Raw genomic sequence first — 23,490 nt, forward strand, 5'->3', positions numbered from 1 at the left:
CTTGTTGTCAAAAGAGCACCGCGTCGGCAGTGCTCCGTGCTGCAGGGAGGGGGCGTTCAATCGCCCCAGTTGACGTACATCGTCTGCTTCTTGAAGTAGGCGGAAAAACCGTACTTGCCGTCCTCGCCGCCGACGCCGGAGTGGCCCCAGCCCGAGTGATAGGCGTGGACCTGCTCGCCGTTGGCGCGATTGAAGTAGATCTCGCCGAAGCGCAGCTCCGAGGGCAGCCGCATCAGCCGCTTGAGGTCGCGGGTGAAGACATAGGCCGAAAGGCCGTAGGAGGTGTCGTTGGCGAAGGCCAGGGCCTGCTCGAAGTCGTCGACTCGCTGGATCGGCACCACCGGTCCGAACACCTCGTCGTCGATCAGCGGTGAGCGATTGTCCCGGGTCTCGACGATGGTCGGGGCGATCCAGTAGCCCTTGGCGTAGTCGCCTGAGTCGAGCGGGCCGCCTTCGAGCAGCACGCTGTCGCCCTGGGCGATACCGCGCTGGACCATGGCGGCGACCTTGTCGCGTTCGCCACGGCTGACCTTGGGGCCCATGTCGGGGTCATCCAGCGGATTGCCGATGCTCAGTGCGCGCGAGGCGGCGATGAACTTGTCGATGAACTCGTCGGCGATCTGGCGATGCAGGTAGATACGCTCGCTGCAGGTGCAGATCTGGCCGCAGTTGGTATAGCGCGCGGTGACGGCGGCCTTCACCGCGGCGTCGACGTCGGCGTCTTCCATCACGATGAAGGGCGCCTTGCCGCCGAGCTCCAGCCGCACGATCTTGAGTTCCTCGGCGGCGCTGCGAAAGATCTGGCGCCCCGCCCGGGTACTGCCGGTCATGGTGATCAGATCGGTGTCGGGATGCTCCACCAGCGCCTGGCCCACCACCGGCCCCTGGCCGGTCACCACGTTGAAGACGCCGGGCGGAAACCCGGCGCGCTCGGACAGCGCCGCCAGATAAAGTCCGGCGAAGGGGGTGATCTCGTGACCCAGCAGGATAAAGGTGTTGCCCGCCACCAGGGCGGGGCCGGCCTTGCGCGTGGCCAGGGCCGCCGGATAGTTCCAGGCGGTCAGTCCGGCGACCACCCCGAGCGGCAGCGAGCGAATCTGAATTTCCTCGTGGCGATTGTCCGAGGGCAGAATGTCGCCTTCGATGCGTCTGGCCCACTGGGCGCTGTAGCGCAGAAATTCGCTGCAGGCGCCGACCTCGCCGCGAGCCTGGGACAGGGGTTTGCCCTGCTCCAGGGCAATCAGCCGGGCGAAGGGGTCGAGATGGCGATCGATCTCCTCGGCCCAGCGGGTCAGCAGCTTGCCACGCTCGTTGGCCGGTCGCCTGGCCCAGTCGGACTGAGCCCTGGTGGCTGCGGCGACGGCGGCGTCCACGGCGGCGGCGTCACCGGCGGGGACCTGGCCAAGCAGCGCCTCGCTGGCCGGGTTGTCCACCTCGATGGCGTGGGAGCCGGCATGCTCAAACCAGCTACCATCGACCCACATGCGGCCTTCCAGGGGGGTGGCACCGAACTGTTGGAAATCCATGGGGCGTCCTCTGTTGGGTAAGGCCAGAACGATGATTGGATAACGCCAGAACAACGTTGGGGTGGTCAGAACGTCTGTTAGATAACGCTGAAATGACGTTTGGTACGACCATATACTGTTGATGGTCGAGGTGGCTGGCAAGCGTAAGGCGCTACGACCATTGTCTATATTTTCTTCAAGTTTATGAAATATAGAGATTTTGCGGTTTGTTATGGCGATATTAGCCATTGGTTGTAGTTGTTGGTCGAGAATTTAATGATTAGTTTGGTACGACGATAAACGAGGTGTTGTATGAGCGGACGCAGTGCGGACTCGATCACTCTGGATATTGAGCGCTCCATCGTTGCCGGCGAGCTGGAGGAAGGACGTCCGTTGCCCGCTGAGCGGGCGCTGATGGAGCAGTACGGCGCCAGTCGCACGGTGATTCGCGAGGCGATCACCGCGCTCACCGCCAAGGGATTCTTGAAGAGTCGTCCGCGCTATCGCCCGATCGTCTGTCGCCCGGATGCGAGTTCGGCGATGCAGGCGGCAGGAGGCGTAATCAAGCACCTGCTCGACAACTCCCGGGGCGTACATGACCTCTACCAGATACGGGTGTTGTTCGAGCGGGTGCTGGTGCGGGACGCCGCCACCGGGGCGGGCAAGGACGACCTCAAGCGGCTGAAGGATGCACTGGACGACAACCAGGCGGCGATCTGCGATTCCGAGCGCTTCTACGCCACCGATGTGGCCTTTCACCGGGTGCTTTACACCATCTCGGGCAACCCGGCCTATCCGGCCATTCACGCCGGCTTTGTCGAGTGGCTGGCGCCCCAGTGGAGCCGGATGCCACGCAGCGAGCAGCGCAATCACGACAACTTCCTGGCCCACCAGGCGATCTACGAGGCCATCCTGATGCGTGATCCCGACGCGGCGGAGCGCGCCCTGGTCGATCACCTCGAGGCCTCATGGGAGTTCGTGCGCAGCACTTTCTTTGCAGGAGAGAACGAGTGAGCGACGTCGATCATATTGTTGTCGGGGGCGGGGCCGCCGGGTGCGTGGTAGCCGCCCGCCTGGTGCGCGAGCAGGGTGCCAGGGTGCTGCTGCTGGAGGCGGGCTCGTCCCACCACCACCCGCTGCTCGACATGCCCCCGGGCATCTTCAAGATGATCAATGGCTCGAAGTTCATGCGCTATCACCAGACCGAGCCGCAGGCTCATCTGGGGGGACGGGTCCATGACATTCCCCAGGGTCACGTGCTCGGCGGCGGTACCTCGGTCAATGCCCAGGTCTACATGCGCGGGCGGCCCGAGGACTACGACGACTGGGATCGGCGACTCGCCGGCAACGCGGCGAGGGCCGACTGGTCCTGGCAAGGGGTGCTCGAGCACTTTCGCCGGATGGAGGACAACGACCGTCTGGTCAATGATCGCCACGGGCGCGGCGGGCCACTCAAGGTCTCTGATCCCGGTCATGTGGATGTGGCCTCGCGCTGGTTTATCCAGGCCGCCCAGGCGGCGGGGCTGCCCTATAACGGCGACTTCAATGGCGAGCGTCAGACCGGGGTCGGCTTCTATCAGTTCATGAATCGAGCGGGCAAGCGCTGCTCTGCCGCCTACGCCTACGTGGAGCCGCTGCGCGAGCACCCGGGGCTCGAGGTCGCGCTCGACTGCGAGGTCCAGCAGGTGCTGGTTGAAGACGGACGCGCCGTGGGCGTCGAGTACCGCGACCGCAAGGGCAAGGTGCACCGGGTGCGCGCGCAGGGCGAGGTGATCCTGGCGGCGGGTGCGCTGGTGACCCCGAAGCTTCTGATGCTCTCGGGTATCGGGCCGGCCGAGCAATTGGCGCAGCACGACATTGCGGTGAAGGCGGACCTGCCGGGGGTGGGGCAGAACCTGATCGACCATCCCGAGGTGCCGATCACCGCCTACGCCAGGACCCCGTGTGGCTACTATCGCCAGGGCGTCGGCTGGCGGATGCTGGCCAACGGGCTCCAGTTCAAGCTGTTCGGCAGTGGCCCGGTGACCTCGGCCGGGGTCGAGGCGGGCGCCTTCGTCAATCCCGTCGATCCTCAGGCGGCACCGACCATCCAGGCCTTCTGCGTACCGATCGTCTATCTGGACCGGGATACCCGGGACGCGCTCAAGGACGACTACGGCCTGACGGTGACCACTGTGGTGGTCAAGCCGAAGGCCAGAGGCAGCGTTTGCCTGCGCTCGGCCGACCCCGGCGACATGCCGCGGGTGTCGCCCAACCTGCTCGGCCATCCCGACGACATGCAGGCGATGGTGGAGGGGCAGAAGTTCTTTCTGCGGGCCTTCGAGCAGTCACCGCTCAAGGAAAACCTGCACGGTGTGGCCTTGCCCTTCGCCGGAAGCGGCGCCAGCGACGATAAGCTGCTCGAACACTGCCGACGCTTCGTCAAGACCAACTACCACCCGGCCGGTACTGCGGCCATGGGTGCCGATGACGACCCCATGGCGGTGCTCGATGCGCGACTGCGGGTTCGTGGGGTGCGCGGGCTGAGGGTCTGCGACATGTCCGCGGTGCCCGATATACCCGCCGGCAACACCACCGCCCCGGCGATGATGCTGGGCAGCCGCTGCGCCGACTTTATCGGCGAGGATGCGGGCCTGGGGCAGGACGCCCGGCGCGACGCTGCAGCGCCCGAGGCGAAGGCCACCGGGGCGGCGATGCATTGATCTACTGAACGGATTTTCAAGCACCGACAGCAACCGACAGCAACCAATAGCAACAATGAAAAAGGAGCATCCGATGACACGCCTGACTTTTCTGCCGCTGACCCTGAGCGTAGGTCTCGCCGCCGCAGCCAGTGCTGCCCAGGCTGCCGACACCGTCCAGTGGGCCCATGTGTACGAACCCTCCGAGGCCTACCATCACTGGGCCGAGTGGGGCGCCGAGCAGATCGCCGAGCGCACCGACGGTCGCTACGAAGTGGAGGTCTTCCCCGCCTCGACCCTAGGCAAGGAGGTCGAGATCAACCAGGGGCTGGTGCTCGGCACCGTCGACATCATCTACACCGGCCAGAGCTTTGCCGCCCAGACCTACGGGCCGCTGGCGCTGTCCGACGCCCCCTTCGTGTTCCGTGACTACGAACACTGGAAGGCCTACGCCGACAGCGAGCTGTTCGCGGAATTCGCCGACGGCTACCGTGATGCCTCCGGCGGTAACGTGATCCTGGGTGACTGCTACTACGGCCAGCGCCACGTGACCTCCAATACGCCGATCGTCGAGCCCGCCGACATGGAAGGCCTCAAGATTCGGGTGCCCAATGCGCCCATCTACAGCCTGTTCCCCCGTGCGGTCGGCGCCCAGCCGACACCGGTGGCTTTCTCCGAGGTCTATCTGGCCCTGCAGCAGGGGGTGGTGGACGCCCAGGAGAACCCCTTGCCGACCATCCGCGCCAAGAAGTTCTACGAGGTCCAGGACTACATCAACCTGACCGGCCACGTTACCGGCTCCAATCTGATCGTTGCCGGCGGTCCCTTCTTCAACGGCCTGTCCGAGGAGGATCAGCAGATCTTCCGCGAGGTGCTCGGCGAGGTGGCCAGGAAGGTCTCCGACGATGTACGCGAGCAGGAGCTGGCTTCCATCGACTGGTTCAAGGAGCAGGGTGTGGAGGTGCTGGAGGTCGAGCGTGAGGCCTTCCGCGAGAAGACGTTGCCGGTGCTCAACGGCGACGAGGCGACCTGGACCCAGGAACAATTCGATCGCTTGCAGGCGCTGTAACGCCTCGGGAAAAACGCTATGAACCACACCGACAGCGAGGCTCTGGGCTCCGCACGGGCACCCGAGGAGGGTGCCCGTGAGGGGCCGCAAGGCCCGGATATCGACTTTGACGACGACGGCCCGACCTTCGCCTGGCGCGACATCGGGCTTGAGGACGCGCTCACCCTGGTGGTCTTCTGGACCATGGCTGCGGTGGTGTTCGCCCAGTTCTTCAGCCGCTACGTGCTTGGCTCGCCGCTGGGCTGGACCGAGGAGGTCGCCCGCTATCTGCTGATCTGCGTCGGCTTTCTGGCGGCGACCGTGGGGGTGCGCAAGCGCAGCCACATCCGCCTCGAACTGCTGTATCGCTACCTTCCCCTGCGTGCCTCGGCGGCGATGATCTGGCTGGTTGACCTGGGCCAGCTCGTCTATTTCGTGCTGCTGGGGTGGGTCACCTGGAAGATCCTGCCGTTGATGAGCGCACAGAAGATGACCTCGATGGCGGTCGGCATGGACACCCTCTACAGCGTGGTGCTGTTGAGCATCGCCATCATGGCGCTGCGTCAGGCCTGGCAGCTGGTGCGGGCGAGCGGTCCGAAGCAGTGGCTGGCGGCGCAGCGAGCTGACACCACCGGCGAGGAGGCATCATGACGCTACTGGTCCTGTTCGGCGGCCTGCTGCTGATGCTGGTGATGGGCTTCCCGGTGATGGTTGCGCTTGGCGCCTCGTCGCTGGCGGCGATCCTGGTCGATGGCAGCGTCCCCGACTTTATCGTGCTGCACCGTATGGTCGGTGGCATGGACAGCTTTCCGCTGCTGTCGATTCCCTTCTTTGTCCTGGCCGGTGCGCTGATGAACTCCGCCGGCATCACCAGTCGCATCTTCGACTTCGCCAGGGCCCTGGTGGGCTGGATGCCCGGTGGGCTCGGCCACGTCAACGTCGGCGCCTCGGTCATCTTTGCCGGCATGTCCGGTGCCGCGGTGGCCGACGCCGGTGGGCTCGGCGCGATCGAGATCAAGGCGATGCGCCGGGCGGGCTATGACCCTGGCTTTTCGGTGGGCATCACCGCTGCCTCGTCCACCATCGGGCCGATCATTCCGCCTAGCCTGCCGCTGGTGATCTACGGCGTGATGGCCTCGGCCTCGATCGGTCAGCTGTTCGCCGCCGGCCTGGTGCCGGGACTGTTGATGGCGCTTTCGTTGATGCTGATGGTGGCCTGGTACGCGGTGCGTTATCAGTATCCGCGTGACGTCGGCTTCGCCCTGGGCTGGATCGCCTTGACCTTCCGTCGTGCCTTTCTGTCGCTGCTCACCCCGGTGATCATCGTCGGCGGCATCGTGCTTGGCATCTTCACCGCGACCGAGGCCGCCATCGCTGCGGTGATCTACGCCATGCTGCTGGGGGCGGTGGTCTATCGCACCCTGACCTTCAAGAGACTGCTGGCGGTCACCATGGAGACCATCGAGACCACCGGGATCATCATGATGATCATCGCCGCCTCGTCGATCTTCTCCTGGCTGCTCACCAGTCACCATGTGGCCGAGAACTTCGCCAACTGGATGCTGGCGGTCACCTCCAACCCCACCATCATCCTGCTGTTGATGACGTTGATCCTGTTCGTGGTGGGCTGCTTCATGGAAACCATCGCGGCGATCACCATCCTGGTGCCGATCCTGCTGCCGATCGCGGTCAACCTCGGCGTCGACCCGGTGCAGTTCGGTATCGTCATGGTGCTGAACCTGATGATTGGCCTGCTGACGCCACCGGTGGGACTGGTGCTCTACGTGCTCTCGCAGGTGTCCAAGGTGCCCTTCGAACGCTGCGCCTCGGCGACCCTGCCGTTCCTGATCCCGCTGTTGATCGTGTTGATGCTGGTCACCTTCGTGCCCTCCATCTCGCTGTGGCTGCCGACCTTGATCTATCGCTAGGCGCTGTCCGAAAAGTCGACGAGCGAAGGTTAGACAAGGCAAAAATCGGTGAGAAAGCGCAGTTTACGGGGTGTAAATGAGCATTTTGATCCGATTTTTAACGCCGTATTACCGAGCGCAGGCACTTTTCAGACAAGCCCTAGCATCGAGCAGGCAAGGGGACACGTTGTGCCCCTGACAACCCACGCCCCCGACGTCTTCGTCGGGGGCGTTTGCTTGAGGGGGGGGCGATGGTGCGTCCTCCTGCCTATCGCCCCATCCAGCCGCCGTCCACGGTCATCACGCTGCCGTGCATATAGTCCGAGGCGCTGGAGGCCAGAAACACCACCGGTCCCTTGAAGTCATCGGCGTCGCCCCAGCGACCGGCGGGGATGCGCGCGAGGATATCGCGGGAACGCTCGGGATCGTCGCGCAGTGCCTGGGTGTTGTCGGTGGCGATGTAGCCCGGAGCGATGGCGTTGACGTTGACCCCGTGGGCGGCCCATTCGTTGGCGAAGGCCTTGGCCAGCTGGGCGATGCCGCCCTTGCTGGCGGCGTAGCCGGGCACGGTGATGCCGCCCTGAAACGACAGCAGCGAGGCGGTGAAGATCACCTTGCCGCTGCCTCGCGCGACCATCTGCCTGCCGATCTCCCGGGTCAGCACGAAGGGGGCGCTCAGATTGACGTCGATGACCCTGTCCCACAGCGCATCGGTGTGCTCGGTGGCGGGGGCGCGTTCGATGGTGCCGGCGTTGTTGACCAGGATATCGATACGCCGGTCGGCAAGCTGCTCGACCATCGCCATCAGCGCGCTGCGGTCCGACAGGTCGCAGGCGATCCCTGTGCAGTCTCGCCCCAGGGCGCGAACTCGCTCGCCCAGGTCGCCGCCGTCGGCGGTCATGCTGGTGCTGACGGCGATGATGTCGGCACCGGCTTCGGCCAGGCCCAGCGCCATGGCCGCGCCGATGCCGCGTCTCGCGCCTGTCACCAGGGCGGTCTTGCCGTCGAGTGCAAAGGTCGTCAGTACAGCCATCGAAAATCTCCTGAGTGATCGGACAGGCATGTATAGCAACGGGGGGTATCAGCCTAGTGGGCATCCCGGGCGCGGGAAAGGCCGGGGAGGGGCATCGTGCGGATGGCAGTGCTCCGTCTCGACCACATCTTGTACCTTTTAAATACAAATTCTTTCTTATTAGACCTATGTCTAAGGGGCGGGTGTATTGACCGATCCTGAGTGAAAAGGGTTTTTCAAGCAATTGAAAATAAACGATTAAGTGGACTGTTTTGGGTTCTCGATATGGTCTCTAGTGTCGTGTGGAGGTCAAGACAAAAGCCAAGTTGTAAAAAGTTGTTTGAAAAGCCTTCCGGCGCTTCCTATAGTGACTCCGTCAACGAACAACCCAGTTTGCCAGCGATAGGCGGAGCCCATGAGCATCATCAACGATTACCCCCACGCAGAGCTGTCCAACCTGACCCGCGAGCGACTGATGCGGGCTTCGACGGCGTCGCTGCACACCCTGCTGCACAAGCGGGGTCTGAAGAACACCTATATCCAGAACGTCGGTCGCATGAACAAGAGCCAGGTCAAGATGGTGGGGCAGGCCTACACCCTGCGCTATATCCCGGCCCGCGAAGACCTGGACGTGGTGGCCGCCTTCCGTGATCCGGAGCACCCCCAGCGTCTGGCGGTGGAGAGTGTGCCGCCTGGCCGCGTACTGGTGTCCGACTGCCGTCAGGATGCCAGCGCCGCGAGTGCCGGCAGCATCCTGTTGACCCGCCTGCAGGTGCGCGAGTGCGCGGGCTTTGTGTCAGACGCCGGTGTGCGTGACTCGGAGTACGCCGAGAGCATGTCGATGCCGGTGTTCTGCACCAAGCCCAGCGCCCCGACCAACCTGACCAAGCACCACGCGGTGGATATCCAGCAGCCCATCGGCTGTGGCGGCGTGCCGGTCTATCCCGGCGACGTGCTGGTCGGCGACGGCGACGGCGTCATGGTGGTGCCGCTCGAGCTGGCCGACGAGATCGCCGAAGAAGCCAGTGGCATGGAGGCCTTCGAAGCCTACGTGCTGGACAAGGTCAACAACGGCGCGGCGGTCATCGGTCTTTATCCGCCGAACGAACAGGCCCAGGAGGAATACCAGGCCTACCTGCGCGAGCAGAAATCTCGCGGCTGAAGCAGGAGTCGCGCGGCCAGACAAGCGCCGCCTCATCTATCCCCACACAATCACAAAATAATTCCAGGAGTCGCCATGTTTGCTCTTACCCCCCTCAACGCCACCCTCAGCACGACCCTGCGCAAGCGTCTGATCAAGGGCGCGACCGGCGCTACCCTGGCCGGTGTGGCGCTGGCCGCGGTCGTCGCCGTGCCCACGGCCCAGGCCGACTTCCCCCAGCGTGACATCCGCATGATCGTGCCCTGGCCTGCCGGCGGCGGCGCGGATGCCATCTCGCGCAAGATCAGCAACCTGGCCGAGCAGTCGCTGCCGACCTCGATCTACGTCGAGAACATCGGCGGGGCGGTGACCGCCACCGGCCTGATGCAGTTGGCCAAGGCGCGTCCCGACGGCCACACCATCGGTGTGCTGACCTACGACAGCGTCGTCACCCTGCCGCGGGGCAACATGGTGCCCGGCTACTCGCTGGACAAGCTCGAGCCGTTCGCCCGCGTGACCCAGGAAGCCGACGCCATCGTGGTATCCAAGCAGTCGGGCTTCACCTCCTACGAGGAGCTGATCGAGGCGGCCAGGGAAAATCCCGGCACGGTGCGCATCGGTGTGGCGCCCCAGGGCTCTGGTCCCTACCTGGCGGTACGTCGCCTGGAGGCGGCCACCGGGGTCACCTTCAACGTGATCTCCTATCCGGGGTCGTCCACCGCCGAGGCCGAGGCGCTGCTGTCCGGCGAGATCGACGCCGCCATCTCGAGCCTGGGGGACTTCTCCGGAATCCTGTCCTCGGGTGATGCGCTTGGCGTGGTCGAGCTGTCCGGTTCGCAGAACCCGGCCTATCCCGAGGTGCCGCCGATCTCCGAATTCGACGTGGATCTCGAGACCGGCAGCTTCATCGTGCTGGCGGCGCCGGCCAATACCCCGGAAGACGCCATCGAGACCCTGGAGTCGACCTACCACGAGGCTTACCAGAGCGACGAGTTCCAAGAGTGGGTCACCAGTATCGGTGTCACGCCGGGCTGGCTCGGCAGCGAGGAAGTCAACGAGTGGATCGGCAGCTACCAGGAGCGGACCTTCGCCGCCATGGATGAGCTGGACCTGTAAGTCCGGGGTGCAAGGTCCGGGGAGGAAGGTCCGGTGAAACATGTCTGAGCTTCACGCAGCGACCTTCCGCTTCCTGCCTCCATCTGGAGCGGGCGGGTAGAGCACCTGCCTCTGCCGGCCCGCTTCACTTCCCTTCCAACGAACACTGTGTTGTCGGTCTCCCGTCATTGGGGGCCGAGAGAGGTTTCGCATGTCTCGTTCATCTTCATCTCTGCTGGCGCGTGCGCTTGGCCTTGGCCCTGGCTCCAGTGCTGGCGCGATCCGTTTCCACGGCGTGCTGGCGCTGCTGGCCCTGGGCTACCTGATCGGTGGCCTTGCGATGGGGCCTCCGCTGGAGGCCGGCAAGCTGACGCCATCCTTCTTTCCGTTGCTGATCGGTGTGCTGGCCACCGTGCTGTGCGTGCTGCAGTGGTGGTCCTCGGTGCGCAGCGCCGCTGCCCTGGATCGGGACAACGCGGCCGATGAAGGCGATAGGCCGAGGGGCCGTCGTCTTTCGCCGGAGCTGACCCTGATGCTGGCGACTCTGGTCTATGTACTGGTGTTTCAGTCACTCGGCTATGTGCTGTCCACCCTGGTCTATGTACTGGGAGTGATGCTGTTGTTCTCGGGGCTCGACAAGTGGTTGAGCAAGGCCCTGATCGCGCTGGCCATCACCGCGGTGGGCTTCGTGCTGTTCAACCAGGTCTTCAACGTCCGTCTACCGACACTCTGGGGGTGAGCCATGATGACTGATGCAACCCGCTCGGCGCTCGCTGCCGGGCGACACGCCGGGGGTGACCCATGGACTTCCTGACCCAGGTGCTGGCGAGCTTCGGTTTGCTGCTCAATCCCACGGTGCTGTTCTATGTGGTGGCCGGTTTTCTGATCGGCACCGTGTTCTCGGCGATTCCCGGTCTGACCGCGACCCTGGCGCTGGCGCTGCTGCTGCCGCTGACCTACAGCCTGGACGTGACCACGGCGCTGATGGCCTGTGCCAGCATCTATATGGCCGGCATGTGCGGTGGCAGCATCACCGCCACCACCATTAATATTCCCGGTGCACCCTCGTCGATGATGACGGCGCTGGAAGGCTACCCAATGCAGCAGCGCGGCGAAGGGCCTCTGGCGCTGGGCCATGCCTCCTTCGCCTCGATGATCGGCGGCGTGTTCGGGGCGGTACTGCTGGTGCTGCTGGCGCCCTTGATCGCCGACCTGTCGCTGCTGGTGCAGACCACCGGCAAGTGTGCGCTGATCCTGTTTGCGCTGATCGTCATCGTCATCGCCCAGCGGGGCAATGTCCGCCGTGCGGCTATCGCCGCCTGTCTGGGGCTGATGCTCGCCACCGTGGGGCTAGACGCCATGGTGCCGGTGGCCCGGTTCAGCTTCGGCATGGGTGACCTGGCGGCGGGAATCGACCTGATGCCGGTGATCATCGGTACCTTCGCCATCAGTGAGCTGTTGACCCAGCTTGCCGAGAACGACAAGGCCCAGGCCATTCGCGATAAGCTCAAGGGAGTGGCGAAGATTCGTCGCCGCGACTTCATCCCGTCGCGTTCGGCGATCCGTCGTATCGGCGCGGCCTGCTATCTGAAGTCTTCCACCATCGGCTATCTGGTAGGCACGCTGCCCGGGGCCGGGGGCTCCATGGGTGGCTTTCTGGCCTACGTGGAAGCGGTGCGTACCTCGCGTGAGCCGGACAGCTTCGGCAAGGGCAATCCCCAGGGGATCGCGGCGGCGGAAAGCGCCAACAACGCGGTCTGCGGCGGCGCCCTGGTGCCCATGTTGACCTTTGGTATCCCGGGTGACCCGATCACCGCCATCGTGCTCGGTGTGCTGGTCATCAACGGCATCCAGCCGGGGCCGCAGCTGATGGAATCCCAGGCTGGGCTGATCGCGCCCATGCTGGCGGCACTGATCTTCAGCGCGCTGATCCTGATTCCGCTGACCATGTACCTGCTCGGGCCTTACTTTATCCGCATCGTGCGCATTCGCCGTGATGTGCTGTTTGGCTCGATCGCCATGCTGGCGGTGGTGGGCAGCTACGTGGCGACCTACTCGACCTTCCAGATGATGATGACGCTGGTCATGGGGGTGCTGGCCTTCTATCTGAGAAAGCACGGCTATCCGGTGGTAACGCTGCTGCTCGGCTTTATCCTCGGCCCGGGCCTCGAGGAGTACCTGCGCCGTTCCCTGACCCTGTCCAACGGTGACCTGACGGTCTTCGTGACCCAGCCCGACAGTCTGTTCTTCATCGTGCTGACCGGGGTGTTCGTGTACTTCCTGGCGATCCGCAAGCCGGTGCAGTTGAAGGGTAGCCAGAACACGACCTGAGGCCCGTACAGATTCCAGAGCAGGAAACTTCAGCGCCTGTCCGACGGCATATCGCCCGGGTCAGGCGCTTTTTTTGGTTCATGATGCCGAGCGGAAGGGTCGGGCGAGTGGCCTGGTTGGCCACGATCCTCCATGAAGTCTTCGCTCGCTCCCCCCGCGTCAAACCAATCGTCCCAGGTCTCACCGGCAGGAGTGCGAGCGCCTCCTTGAGCTGTGGAGACGATAACGCTCCTGTTTGCGTCCTCGGCAAAGGCGGCTGCCTCTGGCAGGCGTATCGCCTGGGAACGGTTGGATGGAAAGACGTAGCCTTTACTCATCGTCGCGAGTCTCTTGTATGTAAAGGATGTGCCTAGCCTAGGCGAGCTCGCTCGTTAAAGGGCATCTCCGGGGTGTCTCAGGGGCATCTTGGGGGCAGTTCAGGGCAGACGCGACAAGCCGGGGCCCGCTGGAGTGTAGATCGATATCATCAAAAAAGGTCCTCGCCGGTGGCGAGGGCCTCGTTGATGGTGCGCCAGGGACGCCGGTGGGCTGGCGTCGCCTGTTGTAGAGAAGGAGAGAAGGAGAGAAGGAGAAAAAGAAAGAACGCTGGGCTAGCGCTTGCCGTTCACCTGGCGGGTCAGCCCCAGAGGGTTGTCGGCCTTGAGGCTGTCCGGGGCCAGGGCCTCGGGCATCGCCTGGTAGCACACCGGGCGCAGGAAGCGCTGGATCGCGGCGCTGCCCACCGAGGTGGTGCGCGAGTCGGAGGTCGAGGGCCAGGGGCCGCCATGGACCATGGAGTGGCACACCTCGACGCCGGTGGGCCAGCCGTTGAACAGGATGCGACCGGCGCGACGCTCAAGCAGCGGCAGCAACTGGTCGGCCAGCGCGTAGTCGGCTTCCTCGAGGTGGACCGTGGCGGTCAACTGGCCTTCCAGCGCGGTCAGCACCTGCTGCATCTGTGCCACCGAGTCGCACTCGACGATCAGCGCGCAGGCTCCAAAGACCTCGTCATGCAGAGCGGCGTTGCCGATGAAGTCACTGGCGCTGGTGCGCAGCAGGTGCGGCTGGCAGGGGCAGGCAAGATGGCCGGTGGCCTTGCCCTTGGCGACCAGGCTGACGCCCGGCTGGTCGGTGAGTTGGGCGACTCCCTGCTCATAGGCGGCGTGGATGCCGGGGGTCAGCATCAGCTGGGGGGCGGCTTCGCGCACCGCGGCACCGGCCTGCTCGACGAAGCGCTCAAGCGCGGCACCAGACAGTGCCAGAATCAGCCCCGGGTTGGTGCAGAACTGGCCGGCGCCCATGGTCAGCGACGCGACGAAGGCGTCGCCCAGGGCCTCGGCGTTGGCTTCCAGCTGCTGCGGCAGCAGCAGGACCGGATTGATGCTGCTCATCTCGGCGTAGACCGGGATCGGCTGGGGGCGTGCCTGGGCGGTGCGCAGCAGGGCGGTGCCGCCGTTGCGCGAGCCAGTGAAGCCCACCGCCTGGATGCGTGGGTCCTTGACCAGGGCCTGGCCGAGCTCGCTGCCGCTGCCATAGAGCAGCGAGAACACGCCCTCGGGCATGTTGCTGCTCTTGGCGGCCTGTTGCAGGGCGCGTCCGACCAGCTCCGAGGTGCCGGGGTGGGCGGAGTGGGCCTTGACGATCACCGGGCAGCCTGCGGCCAGCGCGGCGGCGGTATCGCCGCCGGCCACCGAGAACGCCAGCGGGAAGTTGCTGGCACCGAACACCGCCACCGGACCCAGCGGCACCTGCTGCTGGGCGAGAGAGGGACGCGGCATGGGGGCGCGCTCGGGCAGGGCGTCCTCGATGCGTACGTCGAGATAGTCGCCGCTGCGCAGGACCTCGGCGAACAGTCTGAGCTGTCCGCAGGTGCGGCCACGCTCGCCTTCAAGGCGTGCCCTGGGCAGGCCGGTCTCGGCCATGGCGCGCTCGGTCAGGGTGTCGCCGAGAGCATCGATATTGTCGGCTGCCGCCTCGAGAAAGGCCGCGCGGTCTGCAAGCGGCAGGCGGCGGTAGGCCAGGAAGGCGTCCTCGGCCAGCTGGCAGGCGCGCTCGACCTCGGCCTGGCCCGCCAGGGGGTAGGCCGGGGCAAGGGTCTCGCCGGAGGCGGGGTTGACCGCCGAGATGGTGCGTCCGTCGGTGGAACCGGCCACCGAGGCGAAGCCGATCAGATGATGACCTTCGAGTGTCATGGGGACTCCTGTTATTGCGCAGTGAAGATGATGAAAGGTGGCAAGGGGCGGCCGCTGCCAAACCGGGGTCGACGCGCACGAAACCTGCGATCGCAGTACGCACGAACGCCGAGTAGGGGAGTGGATAGCGAAGCGGCCGGAAGCATGTCCGGCCGCTCGGGGCTCAAGGGGTAGACGTCGATAGCGCCGTCACGCCGGTGGCCCGGGATGCTGCGATATGCCTCAGGGGCACATCTGGCCGCCGTTGACGTCGATCACCTGGCCGGTGATGTAGCCGCTGGCAGCGTGGGAGGCCAGGAACAGGAAGGACGGTGCAACCTCCTCGGAGGTGCCAAGGCGGCCCATGGCGATGGTGGAGGCGATCTTCTCTTTCACCTCAGCGCTCTTGTCGGCGTGGAAGGCGGTGTCGATGGTGCCCGGTGCGACGATGTTGAAGCGCACGTTGTCCTTGGTGAATTCCTTCACCCAGTTGCGATGCAGGTTGTGCAGCATGGCCTTGGAGCCGCCGTACAGAGAGGCGCCGAGGCCACCGCCTTCGCGACCGGCAATGGAACCGGTGCTGATGACGCTGGCGGTCTCGCCGCGCTTCTCGGCGGAGGCCTTCAGGTGCGGCATGGCGAAGCGGGTGGTCATGATCACCGAGCGCAGGTTCAGGTCCATCACCAGGTTGAAGTCGTCGTCCTCGAGGGACTCGAGGCCCTTGCGCACGCCGAGGCCGCCGGCGTTGTTCACCAGCACGTCAAGGCTGCCGAACTGATCGACAAATTCGTTGACCAGGGTCTCGCACTCGCCGCTCTTGGTCAGGTCGCGCTCATAGTAGGCGAAGCGCGCACCCTCGGACTCCAGCTGGGCGATCAGCTCCTCGGCGGCGCTGTCCTTCTGGCTGCTGTTGATGCCGACGATGGCACCCTGGCGGGCGAAGGCCACCGCGGCGGCACGACCGATACCCTTGGTGGAGCCGGTGATAAGGACGGTCTTGTCGTTGAGATCGGCGAACATGAAGTGCTCCTGAACGAATCGGGCCTGCAACAGGCCGCATCATGGATGTTGATAGGAGAAAGGAGGGCGCAGCGCGACCAGCCTGGGATTGTGGGATAAACCTTAGCCTAGCGCCTGATGGACTTCAAACAAATACTAACAAGTGAGCATGGTACTTTGGTCTTGTGGGCAGGGAACTGCTGTCAAAGAGAACTTTGGAAAGCGCGGTGCTTACGATTGATAAGTTTGTTAAAGTATTGAAAATAAAAGGTTTTAGTGGGGCGTCGGCGATCGACTTTTCCTCTCGACAGGTGGCGGTGACGGCTCGTCTCCGGGGCCCGTTAGCATAAAGTATAAGTTGTAATAACTTGTCTAGTTGGCGCCGTGGCGGCACTCTTGCAAGCGTTCTTTCCGGTGGCGGGTCGCTACGACCTTGACCGGATCCCCAGACGCTCGACGACAAGAGAGATAACTCATGCGAACGCTCCCACGCCTGCTTTGCGCCTCCCTGCTGGTGGCCACCTCCACGGTTGCCGTCGGTGACGACTATCCCTCCAAGCCGATCACCCTGATCGTGCCCTGGTCCGCCGGTGGCGGCACCGACGCCGTCGGTCGTCAGTTTGCCGCCGGTCTGCAGGAAGAGCTGGGGCAGCCGGTCAACGTGGTCAACCGTACCGGTGGCTCCGGTGTGGTCGGCCACATGGCGATGAAGATGGCGCGTCCCGACGGCTATACCCTGGGCCTGGGCACCGCCGAGATCGCGACCTATCGCCATATCGGCACCGCCGACCTGTCCTACGAGGACTTTACCCCGATCGCGCTGCTCAACCTCGATTATGCGGCCTTCACTGTCAACGCCGAGTCGCCCTGGCAGAACCTGGAAGACGCCCTGTCTGACCTGGCCGAGTCGCCCAACGAGTACACCGTGTCGGGTTCTGCGCCAGGTGCTGCCTACCACCTGTCGTTTGCCGGCTTCCTCGACCAGCAGGGCATCGATCCGAATACCGTCAATCTGGTACCCAGCGAAGGCGCCGCGCCGGGCCTGCAGGAGCTGGCGGCGGGCGGTGTCGACATCGTCTTCTCGTCGCTGCCGGAAACCGAGTCCATGCGTGAATCCGACCGCGTCCGCACTCTGGCGGTGCTGTCCAGTGAACGCGAAGAAGCCTTCCCGGATATCCCGGCGGCCGGCGAGGTGACCGGTGATGACTGGTCCCACGGTTCCTGGCGTGGACTGGTGGGCCCCGAGGGTCTGCCTGAAGACGTCTCCGAGCGTCTGTTGAGCGCAGCCGAGACGGTGTGGAACTCCGAGGACTTCCAGTCGTTCATGGAAGGCCGCGGCTTCGGCGCCGTGTGGGAAGGACCGGAAGGCTTCGAGGCCTTCATGGCCGAACAGGACGCCAACAACGCCTCCATCATCGACAAGCTTGGCTTAGCCCAGTAACTGAAGGCCCAGTAACCGAGAGTCCAGAAACTGAAGGCCCAGTAAACGAGAGCCCAGTGACAGATCGCTCGGTGACAGAAAGCTCACCGAGCGGTCGACTGGCACTGTCTGCAATACACCCGATTGAGCGCCGCATCGGCGGCGCACTGACAAAGGTGCGGTAACGCCCGGGAGATCGTCATCATGCGTACCAGTGACGCGGTATCGGGAACCATGGCGGCGGCCCTGGGGGCCGCCCTCATCGTCGCTTCCGCGGACTTGAGTCCGCTGCCGCGCCAGGTCTATGGCGCCGGCACCTTCCCCAAGGTGGTGGGGGCCCTGCTGCTGTTGATGGGAGGGTTATTGGTGGTCAAGGGCCTGCGCCAACGCCAGCCCTGGGCGCGCTGGACCTCCAAGGTATCCGGCCGTGCGTTTGTGCTGGCGCTGGCGGCGGTGGTCGCCAGTGTCATCGCCTACGTGGTGCTCACGCCGCTGCTGGGTTTTCCGATCGTTGCGGTGGCGCTTCTGACGCTGTTGTTTCGCGCCTATCACCGTCGTGGTTGGGGGCGTGCGCTGTTGATCGCGGTGATTGCCACGACCGTGATCTGGATGCTGTTCGCACAGCTTCTGCACGTGCCGCTGGAGGCAGGACTGCTTGAACGGGTGCTCTACTGATGAATGAATTGATGCAAGCCGCTGCCATGGTGCTCGACGGCGAGGTGCTTTTGGTGATTGTCGCCGCCTCGTTGTTCGGACTCTTCATGGGGGCTATCCCTGGTCTCACCGCCACCATGGCAACCGCCTTGCTGGTGCCGGTGACCTTTTTCATGGAGCCGCTGCCGGCCATCGCCGCCATCGTCTCCGCCACCGCCATGGCGATCGTCGCCGGTGACATTCCCGGTGCCTTGCTGCGCATGCCGGGGACGCCAGCGTCGGCGGTCTACGCCGACGAAGCCTACCTGATGGGCAAGAAGGGCAAGCTCGGCCTGGCACTTGGTATCAACGTCACCTGTTCGATGCTCGGCGGCATCATCGGGGTCGCGGTGCTGGCGCTGTTTGCCCCGCGGATCGCCGAATTTGCCCTGCAGTTCACCAGCGACGAGTACTTCTGGCTGGCGCTGCTGGGGTTGTCCTGTGCGATCCTGGTCGCCGGCGGTGATCCGCTCAAGGGCGCCATCTCGATGCTGATCGGCCTGTCGCTGGCGATGATCGGCATGGACAGTGTATCCGGCCAGATGCGCTTCACCATGGGCAGCTATGACCTGCTCGCGGGTATCTCGTTGCTGCCGGTGCTGATCGGCCTGTTCGCCATCACCGAGCTGCTGCGCAGCCTGCCCAACGCCGGGCAGCGCGCCTCAAGGGTGGAAACGCCCAAGGGCAAGCTGCTCGACGGCGTGGCCCGTACCACCTGGCGTTACAAGGGCGGCGTCGCCCGTGGCGGGCTGCTCGGCACCATGATCGGTGCACTGCCGGGCGCCGGCGCCGACATCGCCTCCTGGATCAGCTATGCCATCAGCCGCAAGCTGTCGCGGGAGCCGCAGAAGTACGGCACCGGCCATCCGGAAGGGCTGGTCTCGGCCAGCGCCGCCAACAACGCGGCCCTGTCCGGCGCCTATATCCCGGCCCTGGTGTTCGGCATTCCGGGTGATACCGTCACCGCCATCATCATCGGTGTGCTGACCACCAAGGGCATCACCCCGGGCCCCGACGTCTTCACCGAGCAGGGGGCTCTGGTCAACGCCATCTTCATGGTGTTCGTGCTGGCCAACCTGTTGCTGCTGCCGCTGGGGCTGATGGCGATCAAGGGCGCCGGCAGGCTGCTGGCCGTGCCCACTGGCGTTCTCTACCCATTGATCCTGATGTTTTGTATCGTGGGGGCCTTCTCCGCCAACAACAGCATGTTCGATGTCTGGGTGATGCTCGGCCTGGGGCTGGTCGGCGTATTCCTGATGGAGAACGATTTCCCGCTGGGCCCGCTGATTCTGGCCTTTATTCTCGGCCCGATCATCGAGAGCAACTTCATGCGCTCGATCCTCAAGTCAGACGGTGACCTGATGGCCTTCGTCGACCGGCCCATCGCCATGGTGCTGGCGGGGCTGGCGATCCTGACCTGGACCCTGATCATCGCCAACGGCGTGTGGAAGGGCCGCAAGGCCGGCAAGGGCGGCGGAGTCTCCACCGAGGCGTCCTGATCCGCGGGCGGTGGTGATCCGCCCGGACAGGGCAGGAAGAGGCGAGAGGCGCCCTGTGTGGCCTAAAGGCCCAATGCGGGGCGCCTTTTGCAGTGGTAAAAGGGAGGTGGCGCCTGATGGTACAAGCCAGGCGGCTTCCAGGGAACAGAGAACCGGAGCAGGGCAAGATGGCACAAGACGAAAAATTTTCACTGGCTTCGGCGGTCTACGAGAAGATTCTGGAAGCGATCATCGAGGGCCAGTATCCGGTCAACAAGAAGCTGCCGACCGAAGCGCAACTGTGCCAGCGCTACGAAGTGTCCCGGCCGGTGCTGCGTGATGCCCTGGCCCGGCTCAAGGAAGACGAACTGGTGGTATCCCGGCGGGGCTCCGGCAGTTTCGTGATCCGTCAGCCCGACAGTGCGGTGCTCAAGTTCGCGCCGATCTCGAGCATCGCCGATATCCAGCGCTGCTTCGAGTTTCGTACCAATGTCGAGGCGCGGGCGGCGCACCTGGCGGCGTTGCGACGCACCCAGGACCAGCTCGACCAGATCCGTCGCTGCTACGACATCATCGATGAGGCCAACGCCCGCCACGATCTGGCCACCGACGAGGACTATCGCTTTCACCTGGCGATCACCGAGGCGGCCAGCAACCACTACTACATCACCGTGCTGAAGTCGCTCAACGAGAGCATCAAGGAAGGCATGAACCTGACCCGGGGGCTGTCATTGATGGCCTCTCAGGAGCGCTTGAAGCTGGTCCAGGATGAGCACCTGGCGATCGTCGAGGCGATCAGCGACAAGGATGGCGAGCGCGCCGAAGCCGCCATGCGCGCCCATATCGACAACGCCCGGCATCGCATGTTCGAGGGGAGCCAATAGGGGTGCGGGGGACTGCTGGCGTGCCCGAGCGCGGCCCTCCAGGATAGTTTGAAGTGGGTCGCTGAGTGGCTCGGGACTCGGAAGATTAGGAAGGTATTCCCGAGCGAGTGTTCTTTATCTGCACATGGACAGCCCAGCTGTCTGGCCTGGTGGCGTGCTTAGCTGTGTGTGCCCTGTTCTTCGCTTGTCTCTCCATGTGGCACGTCAGTACGCTGGCTTTTGGCATAGACAAACTCTGGGTCAAGATCGATTCCTGATTCCCATTCGATGGTGTCAAATGATACCCGAACGCGATCAAATGCCTTGCGATCCTTTAGCTTCTGAAACACTCCAAAATCCAGGTAGGGTTTCATATCCAGGACGCCATTCTCTCCGTTGTCAAAATGGATCGAGAGGCGATAGTCGTCAATCGGTGTAACCTTTTTCACAGATGGGTACATGATTTCCCCCCTCACTGTAACGGCTGGATCTTGAAGGGTTCTTCGCCGTTCATGACCAGTCGCCAGTCTGCCATCAATTCGTCCTGATGAAGCTCGGCCCATGCCAGGACAAGCTTGGTTTGCTTCCTTGGCAGATCTCCTTGAATAATCTCACATGTACGGATATTGATCGTTCCCTTGTGTTCGCCGTAGTAGACATGGAAATGCGGCGGCGGGTGTTCTTTTGGAGCATAGTACATCCGAATGATGATGCCATAAAACATTGAAATTGTAGGCATTCAACCTCTCCTTCCCGAATATGCTGGTGCTGCTCTCGTGGCAATGGTGTGCGAGAGGCCTGACAGGAAGTAGTGTGAATAGCAGCTCCGAGCTCAGGCGGCCTATTGTGAAGCTAGCCGGGGCGCGGCGGTCATGTCCAGATGGCACGCCCGAGTCCAATCGTAGCCACCAGGCGGCTGACAGTCAGTCGTTTTCCTAAGGCTCGTTGCCGCCAGAGGGGATCTTGCCGACGCGGGTGAATCTCGAGGTGGCTCAGGCCAAGTTCGTGGCTCTCGCTATGCTCGATAGCCCGGCCAGCGAGCGAGCCCCGTCGACGATGCTCGTCGACCTCGATGGTGTTCCCCTCACGCACGTCTTTACAGGATAAGCCCCGCCGAGGCGGGGCTTATCTCTTTACAACGGTGTACAGCGGTGGCTTTCGTACTCGCAGGGCTGCTGCGGGTCGCTTCGGGGGTCAGTAGAACAACAGCGGGTCGAGGATGCCCTGGGGATAGGTCAGGGTCAGAAACTCTGCCATGGCCAGCAGGAATGCCAGTACCCCCAGCGCCATCAGCACCGCGACCCAGGGCTTGAGCTTGGCGATGGCCAGCAGGAACACCAGGGTGAACAGTGTGGCCGTGGTGATGAAGCCCAGCGTCAGCATGGCGGCGACGAGGGCAAAGAAGCCGACCAGCCAGATGGCTTCTCGGGCGAAGGTCTGACGCTCCCAGCGGGGGCGACGTACCACGCTGCGGACGATCTCGGCCAGGCAGGCGAGGGCCATGATGGCAATCGCGAGCCGTGGCATGATGCCGCCGATCAGTGACAGCTCCGAGACGTTGACCCAGGCGCTGGCCGCCAGCACCAGCAGGGCTCCCAGCAGCACGATATCGATGATCCCCAGACGATGGGATTCAGCGTCGGGCTTCGGTTCGGTGGCCGCGGCGCCCACCGACATCGGCTGACGCCGCTTCTTGATCTGCTTGCCGATCACCGGAATGAACATGGCGGCAAGAATCATGGCGCCGATGATCAGCACGCCGGGGCGCAGGAAGGCGTCGGTGCCCTGGAACTGGACCGCCTGGTAGAAGTAGGCCTCGGCGCCCGGTGCCAGCACAAAACCGATCAGGAAGGCCGGACGTGACCAGTTGGCCTGCTTGAACAGCACGCCCAGCACGCCGATGGCACCCAGTGCGAGCAGATCGCCGGTGGCGCGGGTGGCCTGGAAGGCGGCGAACATGATCAGCACCGTGATCAGTGGCGCCAGGGTGGCAAAGGGCACCCGGGTCAGGTTGGCCACGGGACGGGCCAGGATCAGGCATAGCGCGGCGCCGAGGATATTGGCGAGGGCCAGCGACCAGATGATGGTGTAGGTCAGGTCCAGATGGGTCTCGATCATGCCGACCCCGGGCTGCAGGCCGAGCAGCAGCAGGCCGCCGAGGAACACCGCCGCAGTGCCCGAGCCGGGCACCCCGAACAGCAAGGTCGGCACCATCGCGCCACAGGCGCAGGCGTTGTTGGCCGACTCCGGGGCGATGACGCCGCGAATATCCCCCTTGCCGAACTCGGAGCTGTCCTTGGCCGATTGCACCGCATGGCCGTAGGTCAGCCAGTCCACCACCGAGCCAGCGAGCCCCGGAATGGTGCCGACCAGGCTGCCGATGGCGGCGCAGCGTGCGACCAGCCCGCGCTGCTCGCCGACGTCCTGGATACCGCGACGCCAGCCTTCGCCGAGACGGCAGGGCTTTTCGGCGATGGCGCCTCGCTTGACCAGCAGATCGATGATCTCCGGCAGGGCGAAGATGCCGAGGCCGACGACCACCAGCGGCAGGCCATCGAACAGGTAGTCGATGTCGAGGTTCAGGCGAAATTCTCCGGTGGCCGGTGCCATGCCGATACCGCCCACCAGCAGACCCAGGCCACAGGCGGCCAGACCCTTGAACAGGTCCGCACCCGACAGCACTGCCACCATGGAAAGCCCGAGCAGGGTCAGCATGAACAGTTCCGATGACGAGAACGACAGCACCAGCGGCCTGGCGATCAGGATAAAGCCGGTCAGTACCACGGCACCGATCAGGCCGCCGATCATCGATGCCAGAAAGGCGCTGGACAGGGCCCGTGCGGCCTGGCCTTTCTTGGCCAGGGAGAAACCGTCGATGACGGTGGCCTGTGACGCGCTGGAGCCGGGAATGCCCAGCAGCACGGAGGCGAAGGTGTCGCCGGTGGGGATGACCGCCACCAGGCCCATCAGCATGCCGAGTGCGACCGTGGGCTCCATGCCGTAGAGAAAGGGCAGCAGCAGTGACATGCCGGCGATGCCGCCGAGGCCTGGAATGATGCCGACGACCAGGCCGACCAGCACCCCCAGCGTCATGAACAGCAGATGGGACAGGGTAAACAGCTGTCCCAGGCTGGAAAGAAGGATATCAAGCATGGCGTGTGGCTCTC

At 64.2% G+C, this 23,490-nt stretch carries 20 protein-coding genes; 13 read left to right on the top strand and 7 right to left on the bottom strand.

Features of this window, described 5'->3' with window-relative positions:
• Positions 1-56: 56 nt before the first annotated feature.
• Entirely contained in the window at positions 57-1,526 is a 1,470-nt protein-coding gene (locus C9F12_RS19160; protein ID WP_205254734.1) for an aldehyde dehydrogenase family protein, read from the bottom strand.
• A gap of 291 nt (positions 1,527-1,817) precedes the next feature.
• Between C9F12_RS19160 and C9F12_RS19165 the strand changes: the two genes are divergently transcribed.
• The 5 genes from C9F12_RS19165 to C9F12_RS19185 all read left to right on the top strand — a co-directional run bounded on the left by C9F12_RS19165 (position 1,818) and on the right by C9F12_RS19185 (position 7,162).
• Positions 1,818-2,519 (top strand): FCD domain-containing protein, encoded by a 702-nt coding sequence (locus C9F12_RS19165; RefSeq protein WP_045995135.1) that lies wholly within the window; start codon positions 1,818-1,820, stop codon positions 2,517-2,519.
• Positions 2,516-4,207, top strand: a complete 1,692-nt coding sequence (locus C9F12_RS19170; protein ID WP_204249013.1) for a GMC family oxidoreductase N-terminal domain-containing protein — start codon at positions 2,516-2,518, stop codon at positions 4,205-4,207. Before C9F12_RS19165 ends, C9F12_RS19170 begins: the two co-directional genes overlap by 4 nt.
• Before the next feature lie 73 nt (positions 4,208-4,280).
• On the top strand, positions 4,281-5,255 hold the full coding sequence (locus C9F12_RS19175) for a sialic acid TRAP transporter substrate-binding protein SiaP (protein WP_045995134.1): 975 nt from the start codon (positions 4,281-4,283) through the stop codon (positions 5,253-5,255).
• 18 nt (positions 5,256-5,273) lie between these two features.
• Positions 5,274-5,885: a TRAP transporter small permease gene (locus C9F12_RS19180; RefSeq protein WP_052704555.1), complete on the top strand. Its 612-nt coding sequence runs from the start codon at positions 5,274-5,276 to the stop codon at positions 5,883-5,885.
• Positions 5,882-7,162 (top strand): TRAP transporter large permease, encoded by a 1,281-nt coding sequence (locus C9F12_RS19185; protein WP_108131714.1) that lies wholly within the window; start codon positions 5,882-5,884, stop codon positions 7,160-7,162. The genes C9F12_RS19180 and C9F12_RS19185 overlap by 4 nt, the downstream gene beginning before the upstream one ends.
• 247 nt (positions 7,163-7,409) lie before the next feature.
• Here the strand turns inward: C9F12_RS19185 and C9F12_RS19195 are convergent, their stop codons facing one another.
• Positions 7,410-8,174: an SDR family NAD(P)-dependent oxidoreductase gene (locus C9F12_RS19195; protein ID WP_108449892.1), complete on the bottom strand. Its 765-nt coding sequence runs from the start codon at positions 8,172-8,174 to the stop codon at positions 7,410-7,412.
• Positions 8,175-8,568: 394 nt separating this feature from the next.
• Between C9F12_RS19195 and C9F12_RS19200 the strand changes: the two genes are divergently transcribed.
• The 4 genes from C9F12_RS19200 (at position 8,569) to C9F12_RS19215 (ending at position 12,720) form a co-directional block, all read left to right on the top strand.
• Complete coding sequence (locus C9F12_RS19200) at positions 8,569-9,315, top strand: ribonuclease activity regulator RraA (protein WP_045994114.1); 747 nt, start codon at positions 8,569-8,571, stop codon at positions 9,313-9,315.
• Positions 9,316-9,390: 75 nt separating this feature from the next.
• Complete coding sequence (locus C9F12_RS19205) at positions 9,391-10,410, top strand: tripartite tricarboxylate transporter substrate binding protein (protein ID WP_108449893.1); 1,020 nt, start codon at positions 9,391-9,393, stop codon at positions 10,408-10,410.
• Between the two features lie 190 nt (positions 10,411-10,600).
• Entirely contained in the window at positions 10,601-11,128 is a 528-nt protein-coding gene (locus tag C9F12_RS19210; protein ID WP_108449894.1) for a tripartite tricarboxylate transporter TctB family protein, read from the top strand.
• 62 nt (positions 11,129-11,190) lie between these two features.
• Positions 11,191-12,720 (top strand): tripartite tricarboxylate transporter permease, encoded by a 1,530-nt coding sequence (locus C9F12_RS19215; protein WP_108449895.1) that lies wholly within the window; start codon positions 11,191-11,193, stop codon positions 12,718-12,720.
• Positions 12,721-13,310: 590 nt separating this feature from the next.
• On the opposite strand, the gene C9F12_RS19225 is transcribed toward C9F12_RS19215, so the two are convergent.
• Both C9F12_RS19225 and C9F12_RS19230 read right to left on the bottom strand, forming a co-directional pair.
• Positions 13,311-14,891, bottom strand: a complete 1,581-nt coding sequence (locus tag C9F12_RS19225; RefSeq protein WP_108449896.1) for an aldehyde dehydrogenase (NADP(+)) — start codon at positions 14,889-14,891, stop codon at positions 13,311-13,313.
• Positions 14,892-15,113: 222 nt separating this feature from the next.
• Entirely contained in the window at positions 15,114-15,890 is a 777-nt protein-coding gene (locus tag C9F12_RS19230; RefSeq protein ID WP_045994118.1) for an SDR family NAD(P)-dependent oxidoreductase, read from the bottom strand.
• Between the two features lie 454 nt (positions 15,891-16,344).
• Between C9F12_RS19230 and C9F12_RS19235 the strand changes: the two genes are divergently transcribed.
• From C9F12_RS19235 to C9F12_RS19250, 4 genes are all read left to right on the top strand, one after another.
• Complete coding sequence (locus tag C9F12_RS19235; protein WP_108449897.1) at positions 16,345-17,310, top strand: tripartite tricarboxylate transporter substrate binding protein; 966 nt, start codon at positions 16,345-16,347, stop codon at positions 17,308-17,310.
• 183 nt (positions 17,311-17,493) lie between these two features.
• The gene (locus C9F12_RS19240) at positions 17,494-17,964 is read left to right on the top strand and encodes a tripartite tricarboxylate transporter TctB family protein (RefSeq protein ID WP_108449898.1); all 471 of its coding nucleotides are present in this window, start codon (positions 17,494-17,496) and stop codon (positions 17,962-17,964) included.
• Entirely contained in the window at positions 17,964-19,481 is a 1,518-nt protein-coding gene (locus tag C9F12_RS19245) for a tripartite tricarboxylate transporter permease (RefSeq protein ID WP_045994120.1), read from the top strand. Before C9F12_RS19240 ends, C9F12_RS19245 begins: the two co-directional genes overlap by 1 nt.
• A 167-nt stretch (positions 19,482-19,648) precedes the next feature.
• Positions 19,649-20,344, top strand: coding sequence for a FadR/GntR family transcriptional regulator (locus C9F12_RS19250; RefSeq protein ID WP_108131721.1), 696 nt, complete (start codon positions 19,649-19,651; stop codon positions 20,342-20,344).
• A 158-nt stretch (positions 20,345-20,502) separates the two neighbouring features.
• On the opposite strand, the gene C9F12_RS19255 is transcribed toward C9F12_RS19250, so the two are convergent.
• The 3 genes from C9F12_RS19255 to C9F12_RS19265 all read right to left on the bottom strand — a co-directional run bounded on the left by C9F12_RS19255 (position 20,503) and on the right by C9F12_RS19265 (position 23,476).
• Positions 20,503-20,784, bottom strand: a complete 282-nt coding sequence (locus tag C9F12_RS19255) for a DUF2442 domain-containing protein (protein WP_108131746.1) — start codon at positions 20,782-20,784, stop codon at positions 20,503-20,505.
• Positions 20,785-20,795: 11 nt separating this feature from the next.
• Complete coding sequence (locus tag C9F12_RS19260) at positions 20,796-21,062, bottom strand: DUF4160 domain-containing protein (protein WP_108449899.1); 267 nt, start codon at positions 21,060-21,062, stop codon at positions 20,796-20,798.
• 455 nt (positions 21,063-21,517) lie between these two features.
• Complete coding sequence (locus C9F12_RS19265; RefSeq protein WP_108449900.1) at positions 21,518-23,476, bottom strand: tripartite tricarboxylate transporter permease; 1,959 nt, start codon at positions 23,474-23,476, stop codon at positions 21,518-21,520.
• Positions 23,477-23,490: the final 14 nt, after the last annotated feature.

It is taken from the genome of Halomonas sp. BN3-1, assembly GCF_003056325.1.
In the GTDB taxonomy this organism is placed as follows: Bacteria; Pseudomonadota; Gammaproteobacteria; order Pseudomonadales; family Halomonadaceae; genus Halomonas; species Halomonas litopenaei.